Raw genomic sequence first — 16,651 nt, 5'->3', positions numbered from 1 at the left:
ATGAGCGATAATAACAACAAGATTCCTCAGTTTTCCCACGGCCTTTCACTGGAGCGCCGCGACTTCCTCAAGCTCGGCGCTGTGGCCGGGCTGGCCGGCGCTGCCGTTTCCATGGGCTTCCCGCTCAGCGCCTGGGCCGCCGACGCCACGCCAAAACCTGGCGGCACCCTGCGCCTGGGGCTGGCCGGCGGCAGCACCTCCGACTCCTATGATCCCGGTTCCTGGAGCGACACCTTCACCTTCGTCGGCTTCTCGGCGATCTACAACACCCTGGTGGAAATCGCCGTGGACGGTTCCGCCATCCCGGAGCTGGCCGAAAGCTGGGAGTCCTCGCCGGATGCCAGGATCTGGACCTTCAAACTGCGCCAAGGGGTGCAATTCCACAACGGCAAGCCTCTTGCCGTCGAAGATGTGATCGCCTCGATCCAGCATCACCTCGGTGAGAAGTCCACCTCCGCGGCCAAGACCGTGCTCGGTGAAGTGGTCGCGGTACGTGCCGCCGGCAACGACAGCGTGGCCTTCGAACTGCATTCGGGCAATGCCGACTTCCCCTATGTGGTCGCCGACTATCACCTGGTGATCATGCCCGCCAAGGACGGCCTGGCCGACTGGCGCGCCGGCGTCGGCACCAGCGGTTATCGCCTCAAGTCCTTCGAGCCCGGCGTGCGCATGGCCCTGGAGCGCAACCCCGGCTATTGGAAAACCGGTCGCGCGCATTTCGACGCGGCGGAACTACTGGCCATCTCCGACGGCGCGGCGCGGGTCAACGCGCTGATCACCGGGCAGGTCGATGTGATCAACAAGGTCGACCTGAAGACCGTCGGCCTGCTCAAGCGCAACCCGAACATGGTCATCGAGGAAACCAAGGGCGCCCAGCAGTATACCTTCCCGATGCTCTGCGACAGCGATGCGTTCAAGAACAACGATATCCGTATGGCGATGAAACACGGTATCGACCGTGAAGTGCTGCTCTCCTCGGTGCTCAAGGGCTATGGCGCGGTGGGCAACGACCATCCGATCCAGCCCGGCAGCCGCTTCCTCAATACCCAACTGCCACAGCGCAAATACGACCCCGACCAGGCTAGGTTCTACCTGCGCAAGGCCGGGGTGGATTCGCTCAAGGTCCGTCTGCAAGCCAGCGATGCGGCGTATTCCGGGGCGGTGGACGCGTCGGTGCTGTTCAAGGAACAGGCCAGGGCGGGCGGCATCGATATCGATGTGGTACGCGAGCCGGCGGACGGATTCTTCTCCAATGTCTGGAACAAACAGCCATTCACCACCTCGTTCTGGTACAGCAGCCTGACCGCCGACCGCATGTTCAGCATCGGTTACGCCAAGGGCGCGGCCTGGAACGAATCCCATTGGGACAATCCGCGCTTCAACGTCCTGCTCAACCAGGCCCGGGGCGAACTCAACGACCCGTTGCGGCGCGAGATGTACAACGAAATGCAGGCGATCTGCCGCGACGATTGCGGCGCGATCATCCCGTTGTTCGCCAGCTCCGTGGCGGCGCGCTCGACCCGTGTAGCCCACGGCGGGCTCACCGCACCCTATGGCGAACTGGACGGCCTGCGGTTGATCGAGCGCTGGTGGCAGGCCTGAGCCGGGGGCGCGTATGAACAGTATTCTGAAACTGCTCTCCCAGCGCCTGGCGCTGGGGCTGCTGTCGTTGTTCGCGGTGTCGGTGATCATCTTCCTGGCGGTGGGGTTGCTGCCGGGGGATATCGCCCAGGCCATGCTCGGGCAGTCGGCAACCCCTGAGACCCTGGCGGCGTTCCGCACCCAACTGGGCCTGGACCAACCGCCATTCTGGCGTTTCGTGCACTGGGTCGGGCATCTCCTGCGGGGCGACCTGGGCACTTCGCTGGCCAACCAGCGGCCCATCGCCGAGCTGGTGGGTGGTCGCCTGGGCAACACCCTGTGCCTCGCCGGCCTGGCGGCGCTGGTGTCGGTGCCCCTGGCTTTGTTGTTGGGGATGCTCGCCGCGTTGTACCGCAATTCGTGGTTCGACCGGCTGCTCAATAGCGTGGCCCTGAGTGCGGTGTCGTTCCCCGAGTTCTTCGTCGCCTACCTGCTGATCCTGCTGTTCTCGGTCAAGCTGGGCTGGTTGCCGAGCCTGTCGAACCTGCCGCCGGATGCCTCCTTCGGCATGCTCCTGGAGCGCTCGGTGCTACCGGTAGCGACCCTGAGCCTGGTGGTGGTCGCGCAGATGATGCGCATGACCCGCGCCGCGCTGATCAACCTGCTGGCCAGCCCCTATATCGAAATGGCCCGGCTCAAGGGTATCAGCCAGGGCCGGATCATCTTTCGCCATGCCTTGCCCAATGCCCTGGCCCCCATCGTCAACGTGGTCGCGCTGAACCTGGCGTACCTGGTGGTGGGCGTGGTGGTGGTCGAAGTGGTGTTCGTCTATCCGGGGCTGGGGCAGTTGCTGGTGGACTCGGTGGCCAAGCGCGATATCCCGGTGGTCCAGGCCTGCAGCCTGATCTTCGCCGCGACCTATATCGTGCTCAACACCCTGGCCGACGTGCTGTCCATCGCCAGCAACCCACGCCTGATGCATCCGAAGGGGTAGCCCATGAAATCCGTGTTTAAAGAGCTGATCCACGCGCCCTGGAGTGCGAAATTCGGGTTCTGCGTGATTGTCCTGTATGTCGCGGTGGCGCTATTGGCCCCGCACCTGGCGCCTTATGGAGAAACCCAGGTGGTCGGCGATGGCTTCGCCGCCTGGGGCGCGCAGTTCCCGCTGGGCACCGACAACCTCGGGCGCGACATGCTCAGCCGCCTGCTCTATGGCGCGCGCAATACCGTGGGCATTGCTTTTCTCACCACCGCGCTGGCGTTCCTGGTGGGCGGCCTGGCCGGCCTGATCGCGGCGCTCAAGGGCGGTTGGGTCGACATGGGCCTGTCGCGGCTGGTGGATATCCTTATGGCGATTCCGCAACTGATCTTCGCCTTGCTGATCCTCAGCGTGGTGGGCACCACCGCGACCTCGCTGGTGCTGGTGATTGCGCTGCTGGATTCGACCCGGGTATTCCGCCTGGCGCGGGCGGTGGCGATGAACGTGGTGGTCCAGGACTTTGTCGAGGCGGCCCGGCTGCGAGGCGAGGGCACGCTCTGGCTGGTGACCCGGGAGATCCTGCCCAACGCCGCGGCGCCACTGATCGCCGAGTTCGGCCTGCGGTTCTGCTTCGTCTTCCTGTTTATCAGTGCGCTGTCGTTTCTCGGCCTGGGCATCCAGCCGCCGACCGCCGACTGGGGCAGCATGGTGCGCGACAACGCGGTGCTGATCACCTTCGGCGACCTCACGCCCTTGCTCCCGGCACTGGCGGTGGCGTTGCTCACGGTAGGGGTCAATTTTGTCGTCGACTGGATGCTCTATCGCTCCAGCGGGCTGAAGGAATGTTGAGCATGAACGAAGCGAACCCGAGTTTGTTGCAGATCCGCGACCTGCATATCGAAGGGCACTACGACGATGCCTGGCATCCATTGGTGCAGGGCATCGACCTGAGTCTGGCCCGGGGCGAAGTGCTGGGCCTGATCGGTGAATCCGGTGCGGGTAAGTCGACCCTGGGCCTGGCCGCCATGGGCTACACCCGCGACGGTTGCCGGATCACCGGCGGCTCGATTCATTTCGACGGACAGGACCTGCGCCAGTGTTCCGCCGAGGCCTTGCGCAAACTGCGCGGCCTGCGCATCGCCTATGTGGCGCAGAGCGCGGCGGCCTCGTTCAACCCGGCGCAGCGGCTGATCGACCAGCATGTGGAAACGGCCGTGATCAATGGCGGGATGAAGCGCGCCGAGGCCGAGGCCCAGGCGGTGGAACTCTACCGGGTGTTGCGTCTGCCAAACCCGGAAAGCATCGGCCGGCGTTATCCGCACCAGGTCTCCGGCGGCCAGTTGCAACGGGCGATGACCGCCATGGCCATGGCCTGCCAGCCGGACCTGATCATCTTCGACGAGCCGACCACGGCCCTTGACGTCACCACCCAGATCGAAGTGCTGGCGGCGATTCGCGATGCAGTGAAGCGCTTCGGCATGGCGGCGATCTACATCACTCACGACCTGGCGGTGGTCTCGCAGATGGCCGACCGGATCATGGTGCTGCGCCATGGCAAGTTGGTGGAGGAGGCGGCGACCCGGCAGATGCTCCAGGCACCGACCGAGGACTACACCAAGTCGCTGTGGGCGGTGCGTTGTTTCCGCACCGACCCCAAGGGCCGGCCAGAGCAGGGCGGGCCGTTGCTCGAAGTGCGCAATGCCTCGGCCAGCTACAGCCAGCAGCCGGTGCTGCACGATGTCTCGATGCGTCTCTATCGGGGCCAGACCCTGGCGGTGATCGGTGAGTCGGGCAGCGGCAAGAGCACCACGGCACGGCTGATTACCGGCCTGTTGCAACCGAGCAGCGGGCAGGTGTTGTTCGACGCTGAAGTGTTGCCGGCTGATTATCGCCACCGTAGCAAGGCGCAATTGCGCAGTATCCAGATGATCTACCAGATCCCCGACACGGCCCTCAATCCGCGCCAGCGCATCGTCGACATTATCGGCCGGCCGCTGGCGTTCTACCTGGGGCTCAAGGGCAAGGCCCTGCGCCAGCGGGTGGCCGAGTTGCTGGAGATGATCGAGCTCGACCCGGGAAAGTTCATGGAGCGGCTGCCGTCGGAGCTGTCCGGCGGGCAGAAGCAGCGGGTCTGTATCGCCCGGGCCCTGGCGGCGGAGCCGCAGGTGATCATTTGCGATGAGGTGACTTCGGCGTTGGACCAATTGGTGGCCGAGGGCATCCTCAAGTTGCTGGATCGGGTGCAGCGGCAGTTGGGCGTGTCCTACCTGTTTATCACCCACGATGTGGCGACGGTGCGGGCGATTGCCGATGAGGTGGTGGTGATGCAGCGCGGGAAGGTGGTCGACGCCGGCTCGCGGGACGTGATCTTCACGCCGCCACACCGCGACTACACCGGCCTGCTGTTTTCCTCGGAGCCGGAGATGGACCCGGATTGGCTGGACCGGATCCTGCTGCAGAGGGCCACCATCGCCGCTCCATTTGAAGCACAACCCCTGTAGGAGCCGGCTTGCTGGCGATGGGGCCCGTGAGGCTTGCAGCGCCTGATCGGCCGCCATCGCCAGCAAGCCGGCTCCTACAAGGTTGTGGTGTTTTCAAGATAAGTGAGCATTTTTCGACCGTCAGGAATATCCATGAACGTACTGATCATCCACGCCCACCCCGAACCACAATCCTTCACTGCCGCACTACGTGACCAGGCCGTCGAGACCCTGCAAGCCCAAGGCCACAGCGTCCAGGTATCCGACCTCTACGCCATGCGCTGGAACCCGGTGGCCAGCGCCGAGGACTTTTCCGCCCGGGACAACCCCGACTACCTGGTCTACGCCCTGGAACAACGCCTCGGCGTCAAGACCCAAAGCCTGGCACCGGACATCCAGGAAGAACTCGACAAACTGCTCTGGGCCGACCTGCTGATCCTCAACTTCCCGATCTACTGGTTCTCCGTGCCGGCCATTCTCAAGGGCTGGATCGACCGCGTGCTGGTCTCCGGCGTCTGCTACGGCGGCAAGCGCTTCTACGACCAGGGCGGCCTGGCGGGCAAGAAGGCGCTGGTCACCGTCACCCTCGGCGGCCGTGAGCACATGTTCGGCGACGGTGCGATCCACGGCCCGCTGGAAGATATGCTGCGTCCCTTGCTGCGCGGCACCCTGGCCTATGTCGGTCTCGAGGTGCTGCCCCCCTTCGTGGCCTGGCACGTGCCCTATATCAGTGCCGAGGCCCGCGGGCAATTCCTGGTCGGTTACCATGAGCGCCTGGAAAATCTTGAACAGGACCGTCCCCTGGTCTTTCCGCGCTTGTCACAGTTCGACGAGGCGCTGTATCCCATCCGCTGACCGCAGTCAGCCATCGACGTTGAAGAGGGCAGGAGCACTATGGCCGAGGAAACGCGTTTTCTGCGTATGGACCCTGAGTTGCGCAAGGCCAATCTGGTCGCCGCGACCTTGCGCTGTCTGAAGAAGTACGGCTTTGTCGGCACCTCGATCCGCAAGATCTGCGCCGAGGCCGGGGTGTCGGTGGGCTTGATCAGCCATCACTACAGCGGCAAGGACGAACTGGTGGCCGACGCCTACCTGCATATCACCGGGCAGGTCATGAGCCTGTTGCGCGAGTCGGTGGCGAAGGCCGGCAGCGGCGCCCGCCGGCACCTGTCGGCGTTTTTCGAAGCGTCGTTTTCCGAAGGCATGCTCGACCCCGAACTGCTCGAAGCCTGGCTGGCGTTCTGGGGCGCGGTGAAAACCGCCGAGGCGATCAACCGCGCCCACGATCATTCCTATGGCGAGTACCGCACCATCATGGGCAAGGCCCTGACCCTGTTGGCCGAAGAGGAGGGCTGGAGCGGTTTCGACAGCGGCCTGGCGGCCATCGGCCTGAGTGCCTTGCTCGATGGCTTGTGGCTTGAGTGCGGCCTCAACCCCAGCACCTTCACCCCGGCCCAGGGCGTACAGATCTGCGAAGCCTGGGTCGATGGCCTGCAAATGGGCGGCTACCGACGTTTCATCTCCTAGGCTTTCATGGCTTGTTGATCAACTGTTCAGTAATCGCTACAGTGCATCGCAAAATCCTACCGCTTCGCATAATTCCAAGAATCGGCCGCTCGCGGCACGAACAGGAGCCAGGTAATGAAGGTGATGCCGCGCGTGCTGATCGTCGAGGACGATCCGCTGATCCGTGAACAGCTGGAGGCGTGTCTGACCCAGGATGGGTATGAAGTCCATTGCGTCGAGTCCGCTGAGCAGGCCGAGGCCTGTCTGAGCCGCTTCCCGGTGTCGCTGGTCTTGCTCGATGCGCAGTTGCCGGGCTCGGACAGCCTGCACCTGACTCGCCGATGGCGTGGGCGCTCGGAGGTCGGGATCATCCTGATCGGTGGGCGCGACGACGATGCCGAGCGGATCACCGCCCTGGAATGTGGTGCCGACGACTACCTGAATACGCCCCTGAATCCCCGCGAGCTGGTTTCCCGCGCCCGCAACCTGACGCGTCGGGTGTGTCACCTGCAACCGGCCACGCCAACGCTGCCCAGCCCGCGCCTCGAGCATTTCGCCGACTGGACCCTGGACGCCGACCGCCGTCGCCTGAAAGCCTGCGACGGCCGTGAAACCCTGCTCAGCCACGGCGAGTTCCAGTTGCTCAACGTGTTTATGCGCAACAGCGGTCACACACTGAGCCGCGACCAGTTGATGGAGCAACTGCGCAACCGTGAATGGCTACCCAGCGACCGCTCCATCGATGTCCTGGTCGGGCGCCTGCGGCGCAAGCTCCATGACAACCCGGCCGCGCCGGAACTGATCATGACCATCCATGGGGCGGGCTACCTGTTTACCGCCCGGACCTCAAGGGCTGCTTGAATCAGACACTGGTGGATTCGACCAGACGCGTCAGCCCCACCTCATGGACCAGTGCCTGGGTCAGTTCGTCGATGCTGGCGAACAGCCGCGCCTCGTTGAATCCCCAGCGCGGATGAACGATATAGAACTTGCCGGTGCCCCTGTCGGTTCGGATGACCGTCGTGACCAGGGATCGATCCTTGGAGCGATTGATCAGTACAGGTCCTTGCGGGGAAGTTTCGACCGTGAACATACCCGCGCGACTGAGCTGCGGATGGGTGTCGAGCCTGGGCTGGCGCAGGTAGGTGACGCTGTTGAGCTCGACCACCTGCCTCATATTGCCTTGCCTGAGTCCCCATATCAGGTCGTCGATGCTTCTGTATTTGATTCCTCGGATGTTGAGGTTTATAGGGGCCTCGAGATGAAATACATCGTGTGAGCTGCCGGCAGGCCGACTCCGTGTCACCGGCTGTTCCGTCGTGATCAACTGGCGGCCAGGGTGCAGGGGATCGACCGGCCGGTAGACGAGTGTGTACTGATCGCCGCTTTGTTCGATCAGGAAATCCCCTTGCTTGACCAGCAGCCCCCTGTGAGGTTTGCTGATTTGTGGCAACGCTTGGGGCGCCACGTTCACTTCCAGCTTCGCATCGGCTTGGACGAACTGAATATCACGTGCATATTGGCCCTGGGTGAACTCTCCCGGATCACGCAGGACGCGCAACGGCAAGGGTTGTCCGCCGACATCGACGGTCCGCAGGTTGGCCGCCCCCAACAGGTCGGCCAGGCCCGTCTCGCCGTTTACGCCGCTGGCATGTGAATCCTGGCTCAGGGCAATCCAGCGATGCGGGCCTTGCTGCAGTTGGTCCGCATTGATCACTTGGCGGGCATAGTACTTCAGGGCCCTGGCCCGATCCGGGCTGTAGTTGCGCAGGCCCTGGCGGTAACTGGCGGCGCAGTCGATCGCCTGGACGCGAATGCCGTTGGCATGTGCGCTGTTAATCAGTTCACGCAAGGAATGGGGGCCGTTCGGGTCGATGTGATGTTCGATATCTTGCCGTCTCAGGGTGTCCCTCAGGCGTTGGGACATGACGCCGCTACGATGGAAGTTGTTGAGGTGAACCTGATCGAAGTCCGTCAGGAGGTTTTCCAGGTACAGGGTCTTGACCTGGTGTTCCGTGGCGAGCGACTGCATGTTGTCGATCAGGAGCTGGCGGCCGCTCCTTGACTGGTAGGCTGCGCCGAGGACAATACCGTTCCCGTTCCGGTAGCCACGTTCGAACAGTTGTGTCGCCAGCGCGGCGTCCAGAAGGTCGGGCGCCAGTGTCTTGGCCACGGGGGGCGGGTTTTCGACGAAGAAACTTCGGGCGTCTTCAAGCATCCGTTTTGAGAGTGAGTACACGTGAGGGGCGGCCTGGCGCTCCAGTGCGGAAGGAGCCGGAGAGACCCAAGCGGGATCAAGGGCTCTGCTGGTGGTGCGAATCAGCTCCTCGAGCGTGTTCCGGTAGGTGGCCGGGATTTCATAACGTGCGGCACCGACCTTCTCGGGTGCGCCGCCCAACAGGCGATTCCTGGGCAAGGCCTGCCAATGGCTGCCAACCTTTATGAGCTCGATGTCTTCCGCCCATTGGTGTTCCTTGAGCACGTAGCGCTTGCCGTCCCGGGAGCCGGTGCGGTACCACTTGCCCTCCAGTTTCACGTACTGGTCCATGCGTGCCGTGCGGTCGACGAACAGTCCGTCACGCATATAGTTCAGTTCCGGCGGTGTACGGATTTCATAGTCCTTGAGGTCCGCGGCCAGGGACCTGAGGGATGACGCCGTCGAAGGCTCCGCGGTCAGCAGCGATTGCCGGCTGCCGTCCAGGCTGACCCGGCTGGTCTTGACCAGGCGGGAAACCTTCTCGCCGGGAAGCGGCCGTATCTGCCGCAACGCGGGTTTGATCAGTTGCAGCGGGAAGGGCGCCACGGCATCAAGGAGCGTCTGGATCAGCGCCTCCTCGGCTTCCTGATGATGACCCAGGGCCAGTGCCTGGCCGAAGTTGGCCAGGCCGTACAGGCCACGCAACAGGTAGACCGGCAGGCTGAGATGCAAGGAGGCGCCGCCGAGGACGAACTCCAGGGCGAAGCGCGATCCCACATTGATCCAGTACCAGAGGGTGTCACGGCCCACCCGTTGGTTGCTGGCCGCGAAGTATTCCACGCTGTGGATCAGATGCTTGGCCCTGGCCTCGTACAGCGTGCTGAACAGGTCGCCTTCGATGGGAAGGTAACGGACCAGCGGGAATTGCCGCGTGAACAACCGGGCCGGATCCCACTGTTCGTTGCGGGCGGCCCGGGCGATGCAGTAGTCCTTCCAGTCTTGCTGGCGCAGCAAGGCCTTGATTGCCGCGGCATCCGCCAGCTCGCGCCAGGCTTTGCCATCGGGGCCTTGCGGCGTGTAGAGCAGCAGGCTGCCAGCGGGGGCATCGGTGCTGATGACCAGTACCTCGTCGATGCTCATGCCGTTGTGTGCCTGCTCCGTGCCGCCGAGCATCAGGTAGTTGGCCTGGACCTTGTAGCCGTCCAGCAGCGGGCGGCGCTGTGCCGACGGGTATTTGAGCAGGTGTTCGATACGCCGGTAGCCACGCTCCAGGGCGCTGTCCTTGGGATCGAGAAAATCTCCGCTCAGACGTGCGACATAGGCCTGCAGCTTCATCCGTGCCCGTTGCCCTTCGAGCCAGGTCGCGCGCAACGCCGCCTGGCCCGGGCCGAGCAGTTTCTGTTCGAGCAACGTCTTGTACTGGCCAGGCGCGTCCACGGCACTGACGATAGCCTGTACCTGCTTGTCCGACAGGCTGAGTGTGGACCCGTTCGGGTTGTTGATCTGGGCCTTGAAACTGACCGTTTCGCCCAGGCGCACGCCCTTGATGTTTTCCAGTGCCAGGGCCGTCAACGACAGCGTGCGGGGAGGGCGTAGCCGATCGATCGGCGGCTGGCTTTGCCAGGCCGGGCTCAGGTGGTGGGTGATGCGAGTGACATGCACGACGATGTTGTCAGGGGCGGCCAGGACCTGGGGATAGTGCTGTTGCAGATGGGTCTTGAGCAGACCGGCCGCGTAGGCCTTGAGGGCCGGCAGGTCGCTGAGCGAAGCGGGCACCGGGTTGTCTTCCAGGGTCGGTCGCCACAAGGTGGCGAGCTGGGCCTGTTCGTCCGGGCTGATGCTGTTGATTCGGCTCAACAGGTCGCTGAACATCAGGTCGCGATTGCGTCGCCTGAGGACCGGGACGATATCCAGCAATCTGACCAGGCTGATGGAACCGTCCACTTGCCGGGCGAACTCGTTGACGTCGCTGTACAGGCCCGGAGCACCTCTGGCGAAACGCCAGGTGTCGGTGAAGTCCTCTTTCTGCTTGGCGAGCAGTCCGTCCACCAGGAGTTGGAAGGGATCGCCTTCTTCGAGCTGGTAGTTGAACAGTGCGCCGCGCTCGGCAGCGCTCGCGGGACGCCAGGTGCGCTGGCGCTGCGGCAGCAGATCGAGCAGCGATTCACGTTCGATATCGTCATCGAGGCGCTGGGTCAGGTTCTTCTTCAGTGCCTGCAACGACGCGAACTGCTCCAGGCCACGGCCGATCTGATAGAGCAATGCCGGTAGTTTGTAAGTGTCCTCGTCGGGACTGCGGGTGATGACCAGGCAGCCTTGCAGAATCAGGCCTTGCGGTTGCAGGGCGATCCGATAGACATGCACCGGTCCGCCCAGGGGGAAATGTTTCAGGCGTTGCTTATGGGTCGGGTGGTCCAGCACCCGTTCCAGGTCCTGCCGGTTGCTTTTATCCAGGTTCTGATCCAGTTCGCGCAACTGCGCTTCCAGGCGGATCTGGGTCTGCAGGTTTTCCCGCAGCAGCGTCGCGGCGCTGGCCCAGAAACTGTCGACGTTTTCGCTGAAGCCCGTGTCGAAGCCAAGGCCCGCATCCTCGAGGGTTTTTTTCAAGCGTCCGAGGTCCAGGCCGCTCAGTTGTTCTTCGTCGTAGGCGGCGCTGGCGCTGGCGTAGAAGCCGCTCGTGGCCGGGTCGAACGTCTGGTCATTGCCGGCCAGGTACTGGGTAAAGACCTCCGTCAGCGTGTGTGACTGCCTGACACCGCGATAGCGTACCTGCTCTCCGCGTTCACCGCTGTCCGACAGGGGCCAGTACAGGGTTTCCTCATAGGTGTTGAGGAAGATCGCATCGGGATCCTTCGAGGCCGCCTGGGGGAAGTCGCGCGCCAGTTGCCGGGCCAGGAGCAGGGCGGCGAACCAGCGGAAATTAGGCTGTTGGCGCGCCAGCAACAGGGTCCGCTCATTGGTGGCGGCCAGGGCATCGAAGGCTTCCCGCTGGCTCTGGGCCAGTTGGTCGGGGGCGGCGAAGCCGGTGGGGGAGTCCTTCAGGTAGCCGTTGCCGTTGGAAAGACGTTGCGATGGTTCCATGGGGGAAAGCTCCAGCAAGGCGCGTAGATGGGTGCGTGAAAGAGGAGGGTGTTGGCGCAGCAGGCGCAGGATGGCCTCGCGGTCCGTCAGACCGAGCGGGTTGCGCAGGCTGTCGGGCAGGGTCGCCAGGACCGCGGGCAGGTCGGGCTGTGGTTCTTGCAGGGCATTCAGGGTGAAGCGGCCATGACGGCGCAGGAGGGTGTGGACCTGTTGGGCCTGCAGGTCACCGATGCTGGCCAGCAAGGTGCCGTCCGGCGTCTGCTCGCGCAGTTCCAGGCGCACACCGCTCGACGACCAGTTCGGCAAGGTGGCCAGGGTGTAGAGCATCAGCCGCTGAGTATCGTCGTTGTGCTGCCGGCTTTGCAGAAAGAGCCCTTCATAGGCCTGGCTCAGGCGTTCCTCCTGTAGATACCAGTGGGCGTCGAGCAGTTGACGCTCGCTCAGTTCGCCCTCGGACAGTTGCATCGACTGCAGCTCATGCTCGGTCGAGTTGGCGAGCAGTTCATGGGCCGCCGCCCGGGAGAGCAGGGGGATTCGGGTACGCAGCAGATTCACCAGCGGATCACGGGATTGCTGCCTGAAGGCCAGGAGGTTGTCGAACAGGTCCTTTCGGCGAGAGGACAGTAGACGGACAGCCCTGCGCTTGAGCTCCCACAACTGGGCATCGAGGGTTAAGCATCGTGTGCCCAGCCATTCGGACTTCTGTGCCGTGCTCATGGTTTGCAGAACGCTGCTCCACAGTGTGCCATCGAGCACCTGCGCCCGGCTGACCCGCACCCTCGGCAGGCCGGACGACAGGTCAGGGCCGTACTCTGCGGGTGTCGAATCCCCGGCGGGATCGTATATCTGCAGCACACTCGTCGTTGGCCAGATCAGCTCCAGGCCGAGCAGTTGCAACTGCCAGTACAGGGGCTTCACCCCGGATGCTGGGGCGGCGTCATGGCTCAGCCCATCGATGAAGTCCTGTATCTCCTGCTCCAGCTCGAAGCGCAGGCGGGCGTCGAGCAGCAGCGCCGGCACCTGTCGGGATTCGGCGTAGACGGCGCGCAAGGCGGGGCTGTCGATACCGCTGACCAGGCGAATGCGGCGGGCGGTCTCGGCGGGCAGGTCGCTGAGGAAATGCCTGATGGCCTGTTCCAGTGAAACCGAGGCGGGGGCGCTTGCGGGGGGATCGGCCGAAGTGATCGGAGGGGTCATGCTGAGCATCCTTGTCGTTGCGTGATGATCATCATTCAACGCGCAAGCCGAAGGCATGAGGTGGTAATTAATGCTGACGGCGAGGATGTTCAAAGATGTAACAGGTCTGCGTCGAGAGACACTAGATATGGATTTATTGTTTTTAAAAACAATAAGTTGGGTTGATCGTGTGGCTTTTTTTCGAGTGCCTCAAAAGGATTGTCACGCTATTGAACAAGTGTTTAATATCGTCGGGCGGTCCCCTATCACTCCACAACAACAAGACGAGGGCTAGCATGAGCTCCCAATCGACCCTGCAAGCTTCTTCCACCACGCTCACCGGCGGCCAGGCCCTGGTGCGCCTGCTGGCCCATTATGGTGTCGACACGGTGTTCGGTATTCCCGGCGTGCATACCCTGGAGCTGTATCGCGGCCTGCCCGGCAGCGGCATCCGTCATGTGCTGACCCGCCATGAGCAGGGCGCCGGTTTCATGGCCGACGGTTATGCCCGGGTCAGTGGCAAGCCCGGCGTCTGCTTTATCATCACCGGCCCTGGCGTGACCAACGCCGCGACCGCCATCGGCCAGGCCTATGCCGACTCGATTGCGCTGCTGGTGATTTCCAGCGTCAACCACACCGCCAGCCTGGGCAAGGGTTGGGGTTGCCTGCACGAGACCCAGGACCAGCGGGCGATCACCGCGCCCATCACCGCGTTTTCGGCGGTGGCCCTGAGCACCGACGACCTGCCGGAACTGATCGCCCGGGCCTTTGCCGTGTTCGACAGCGAGCGGCCGCGGCCTGTGCATATTTCGGTGCCGCTGGATGTGCTGGCCGGGCCGATCAGTCGTGACTGGAGTGACGAGGTAGTGCGTCGTCCCGGACGTGGGTTGCCGAGTGTGCAGGCCCTGGAAGAGGCTGCCCGACGGCTGCAACAGGCCAAGCGCCCGATGATTATCGCCGGGGGCGGTGCGCTGGCCGCCGGGGCCGAGTTGCGGGCCTTGAGCGAGCGCCTGGCCGCGCCTCTGTTCACCAGTGTTGCCGGTAAAGGTTTGCTGGCGCCGGATGCGCCGTTGAATGCAGGTTCCAGCCTGTGCGTCGAGCCCGGTTGGGCACTGATCGCGCAAGCCGATGTGGTACTCGCGGTGGGTACCGAAATGGCCGATACCGATTATTGGCGTGAACGCCTGCCGTTGAGCGGCGAGGTGATCCGGGTCGATATCGACTCGCGCAAATTCAACGACTTCTATCCCTGCGCCGTGGCGTTGCGGGGGGATGCACAGCAGACCCTCGCTGATTTACTGGAACGTCTGCCGGTGCAGGCCCGGGACTCCCATAAGTCGGTCAAGGCAGTGGCGGCATTGCGGGTGGCTTTGCGCGCTGGCCACGGTCCGTTACAGATAATCCATCAGCGGATTCTCGACCGTATTGCGGCGGCGATGCCGGCTGACACCGTTATCAGCAGCGATATGACCCAGTTGGCTTATACGGGCAATTACGCCTTTGCCAGCTGGGCGCCGCGCAGTTGGTTGCATCCCACCGGCTACGGCACCCTGGGTTATGGATTGCCGGCGGGGATCGGTGCCAAGTTTGGTGCGCCGCAGCGTCCCGGCCTGGTGCTGGTGGGGGACGGCGGTTTTCTCTATACGGTTCAGGAACTGGCGACGGCTGTCGAGGAGTTGGACAGCCCGCTGGTGGTGCTGCTGTGGAACAACGATGCCCTCGGGCAGATCCGCGATGACATGCTCAGCCTGGATATCGAGCCGGTGGGGGTGTTGCCGCGTAACCCGGATTTTGCCCTGCTGGCCCGGGCGTTTGGTTGCCGTGTGTGTGAACCGCAGAGCCTGGATGAGCTGGAGCGCGATCTGCGGACGGGGTTTGGCCATGCCGGGGTGACCCTGGTTGAGCTGAAGCACGCCTGCGCCCGTTGAAGCTGTTTTGTCTGGGCTGATGTCTTCGCGGGCAAGCCCTGCTCCTACAGTTCGGAGTCGGTCCCGGATCATGTGTACGACCGAAACCTGTAGGAGCAGGGCTTGTCGGATCGCCGCACCGCCGCGAAGAGGCCCTCAAGTCCGTCGAAACTCCACCGGAAAACCTCGTCCTTCCCTGATGATGGAAAACAATAACAATGACCACCTACACCCATCTTTATATCAACGGCGACTGGGTCGTCCCCCATGGCAGCAGCGTCGCCGAAGTCATCAACCCGGCCACCGAAACCGTCACCGGACAAGTCCCCCTCGGCGATGAACGTGACGTCGAACGCGCCGTCACCGCTGCACGCCGTGCCTTTCCCAACTGGTCGCGGACCCCGGCCAGTGAACGTGCCGGCTATATCCGCGCCCTGGGCCGGCAACTCAAGGCCCGCGCCGGCGAAATGGCCGCGCTGATCACCGCCGAACTGGGCATGCCGGTGCAATGGTGCCAGTCGGTCCAGGTCGACGGCCCGCTGGAAGGCCTGCTCAGCTACGCCGAAATAGCCGCGCTGATGGAGCAACAACGGGAAGTCGGCAACTCCCTGGTGATCCGCGAGGCGGTGGGCGTCTGCGCCTTTATCAACCCGTGGAATTACCCGCTGCATCAATTGATCGGCAAGCTCGCGCCGGCTCTTGCGGCAGGCTGCACGGTGGTGGTCAAGCCGAGCCAGGAAACCCCGCTGCATGCGTTCCTGCTGGCTGAAATGATTGACGCCATCGGCCTGCCGGGCGGGGTCTTCAATCTGGTCAGCGGCCCCGGCGCCAAGGTCGGCGAAGCCCTGGCCCGGCACCCGGACGTGGACATGGTCTCGTTCACCGGCTCGACCGCCGCCGGTGTGCGGGTATCGATGGCCGCCGCGCCGACGGTCAAGCGGGTGTGCCTGGAGCTGGGGGGCAAGTCGCCCTTTCTGATCACCGCCGATGCCGACCTCGGCGCCGCCGTGCGCCATGGCGTGCAGGACGTGATGATCAACTCCGGGCAGACCTGCACCGCCTTGACCCGCATGTTGATTCCCCGCAGTCGCTACGCCGAGGCGCTGGAACTGGCGCGGGCCGAAAGCGAAAGCCTCAAGGTCGGCGATCCCCTGGACCCACGGAGCTTTCTCGGGCCCATGTGTTCGGCGTCCCAGCGCCGCACCGTGCTCGATTACATCCGTATCGGCCAGCAGGAGGGCGCCCGGCTGTTGAGTGGCGGCGATGCCTTGCCGGATGGATTGGAACGCGGTTTCTACGTGCGGCCCACGCTGTTTGCCGATGTCGATAACAGTATGCGTATCGCCCAGGAAGAAATCTTCGGCCCGGTACTCTGCCTGATGCCCTACGAGGACGAGGAACAGGCCATACGCCTGGCCAATGAATCGCCCTTCGGCCTGTCCAGCGCGGTCTGGGCCGGCACCCCGGCCCGGGCCCTGGAACTGGCGCGCGGGTTGCGCGCCGGCCAGTGCTTCGTCAATGGCGCGGCCTTCAACTACCGCGCGCCATTCGGCGGCTACAAGCAATCGGGCAACGGTCGCGAATGGGGTGAGGAAGGGCTGGAGGAGTTCATCGAAACCAAAGCGATCCAGTGCTGAAAAACGGCGCGACTGTCGTGAAAACGACCTGTTTACGCTGAACACGAAGCGGACCGATTTTCCTATTGAACGACTGTTCAGCTTCGTCTATGTTGGCTCCATCCCGG

Annotated in this window: 10 protein-coding genes; 9 read left to right on the top strand and 1 reads right to left on the bottom strand. The window is 63.7% G+C overall.

All coding sequences use genetic code 11. The annotated features are described in order from the left end of the window. The 7 genes from M5C71_RS05945 to M5C71_RS05915 all read left to right on the top strand — a co-directional run bounded on the left by M5C71_RS05945 (nt 1) and on the right by M5C71_RS05915 (nt 7,407). Nucleotides 1–1,602 carry an ABC transporter substrate-binding protein gene (locus M5C71_RS05945; RefSeq protein ID WP_248767438.1) on the top strand — a complete coding sequence of 534 codons (1,602 nt, stop codon included), beginning with the start codon at nt 1–3 and terminating at the stop codon, nt 1,600–1,602. A gap of 13 nt (nt 1,603–1,615) precedes the next feature. After that, nucleotides 1,616–2,575 carry an ABC transporter permease gene (locus tag M5C71_RS05940; protein ID WP_103498734.1) on the top strand — a complete coding sequence of 320 codons (960 nt, stop codon included), beginning with the start codon at nt 1,616–1,618 and terminating at the stop codon, nt 2,573–2,575. A gap of 3 nt (nt 2,576–2,578) precedes the next feature. Further along, entirely contained in the window at nt 2,579–3,409 is an 831-nt protein-coding gene (locus tag M5C71_RS05935; RefSeq protein WP_103498733.1) for an ABC transporter permease, read from the top strand. After that, nucleotides 3,403–5,061, top strand: a complete 1,659-nt coding sequence (locus tag M5C71_RS05930) for an ABC transporter ATP-binding protein (protein WP_248767437.1) — start codon at nt 3,403–3,405, stop codon at nt 5,059–5,061. Before M5C71_RS05935 ends, M5C71_RS05930 begins: the two co-directional genes overlap by 7 nt. Nucleotides 5,062–5,193: 132 nt before the next feature. Continuing rightward, nucleotides 5,194–5,895: an NAD(P)H-dependent oxidoreductase gene (locus M5C71_RS05925; RefSeq protein ID WP_248767436.1), complete on the top strand. Its 702-nt coding sequence runs from the start codon at nt 5,194–5,196 to the stop codon at nt 5,893–5,895. Nucleotides 5,896–5,934: 39 nt separating this feature from the next. Next, on the top strand, nt 5,935–6,567 hold the full coding sequence (locus M5C71_RS05920; protein WP_100943607.1) for a TetR family transcriptional regulator C-terminal domain-containing protein: 633 nt from the start codon (nt 5,935–5,937) through the stop codon (nt 6,565–6,567). A gap of 120 nt (nt 6,568–6,687) precedes the next feature. Next, entirely contained in the window at nt 6,688–7,407 is a 720-nt protein-coding gene (locus M5C71_RS05915) for a response regulator transcription factor (protein WP_349294009.1), read from the top strand. Between the two features lies 1 nt (nt 7,408). Here the strand turns inward: M5C71_RS05915 and M5C71_RS05910 are convergent, their stop codons facing one another. Further along, nucleotides 7,409–13,021 (bottom strand): membrane-targeted effector domain-containing toxin, encoded by a 5,613-nt coding sequence (locus tag M5C71_RS05910; protein WP_248767434.1) that lies wholly within the window; start codon nt 13,019–13,021, stop codon nt 7,409–7,411. Nucleotides 13,022–13,296: 275 nt separating this feature from the next. Between M5C71_RS05910 and M5C71_RS05905 the strand changes: the two genes are divergently transcribed. Both M5C71_RS05905 and M5C71_RS05900 read left to right on the top strand, forming a co-directional pair. Then, nucleotides 13,297–14,928, top strand: coding sequence for a 5-guanidino-2-oxopentanoate decarboxylase (locus M5C71_RS05905; RefSeq protein ID WP_248767433.1), 1,632 nt, complete (start codon nt 13,297–13,299; stop codon nt 14,926–14,928). Nucleotides 14,929–15,125: 197 nt separating this feature from the next. After that, complete coding sequence (locus M5C71_RS05900; RefSeq protein WP_248767432.1) at nt 15,126–16,544, top strand: aldehyde dehydrogenase family protein; 1,419 nt, start codon at nt 15,126–15,128, stop codon at nt 16,542–16,544. The last annotated feature ends 107 nt before the right edge of the window (nt 16,545–16,651 follow it).

The sequence above is a fragment of the Pseudomonas sp. MWU12-2345 genome (assembly GCF_023242385.1).
Taxonomy (GTDB): domain Bacteria; phylum Pseudomonadota; class Gammaproteobacteria; order Pseudomonadales; family Pseudomonadaceae; genus Aquipseudomonas; species Aquipseudomonas gingeri_D.
Note: the sequence above shows the minus strand (reverse complement) of the source record. Positions and strands in the feature narration are given on the sequence as shown.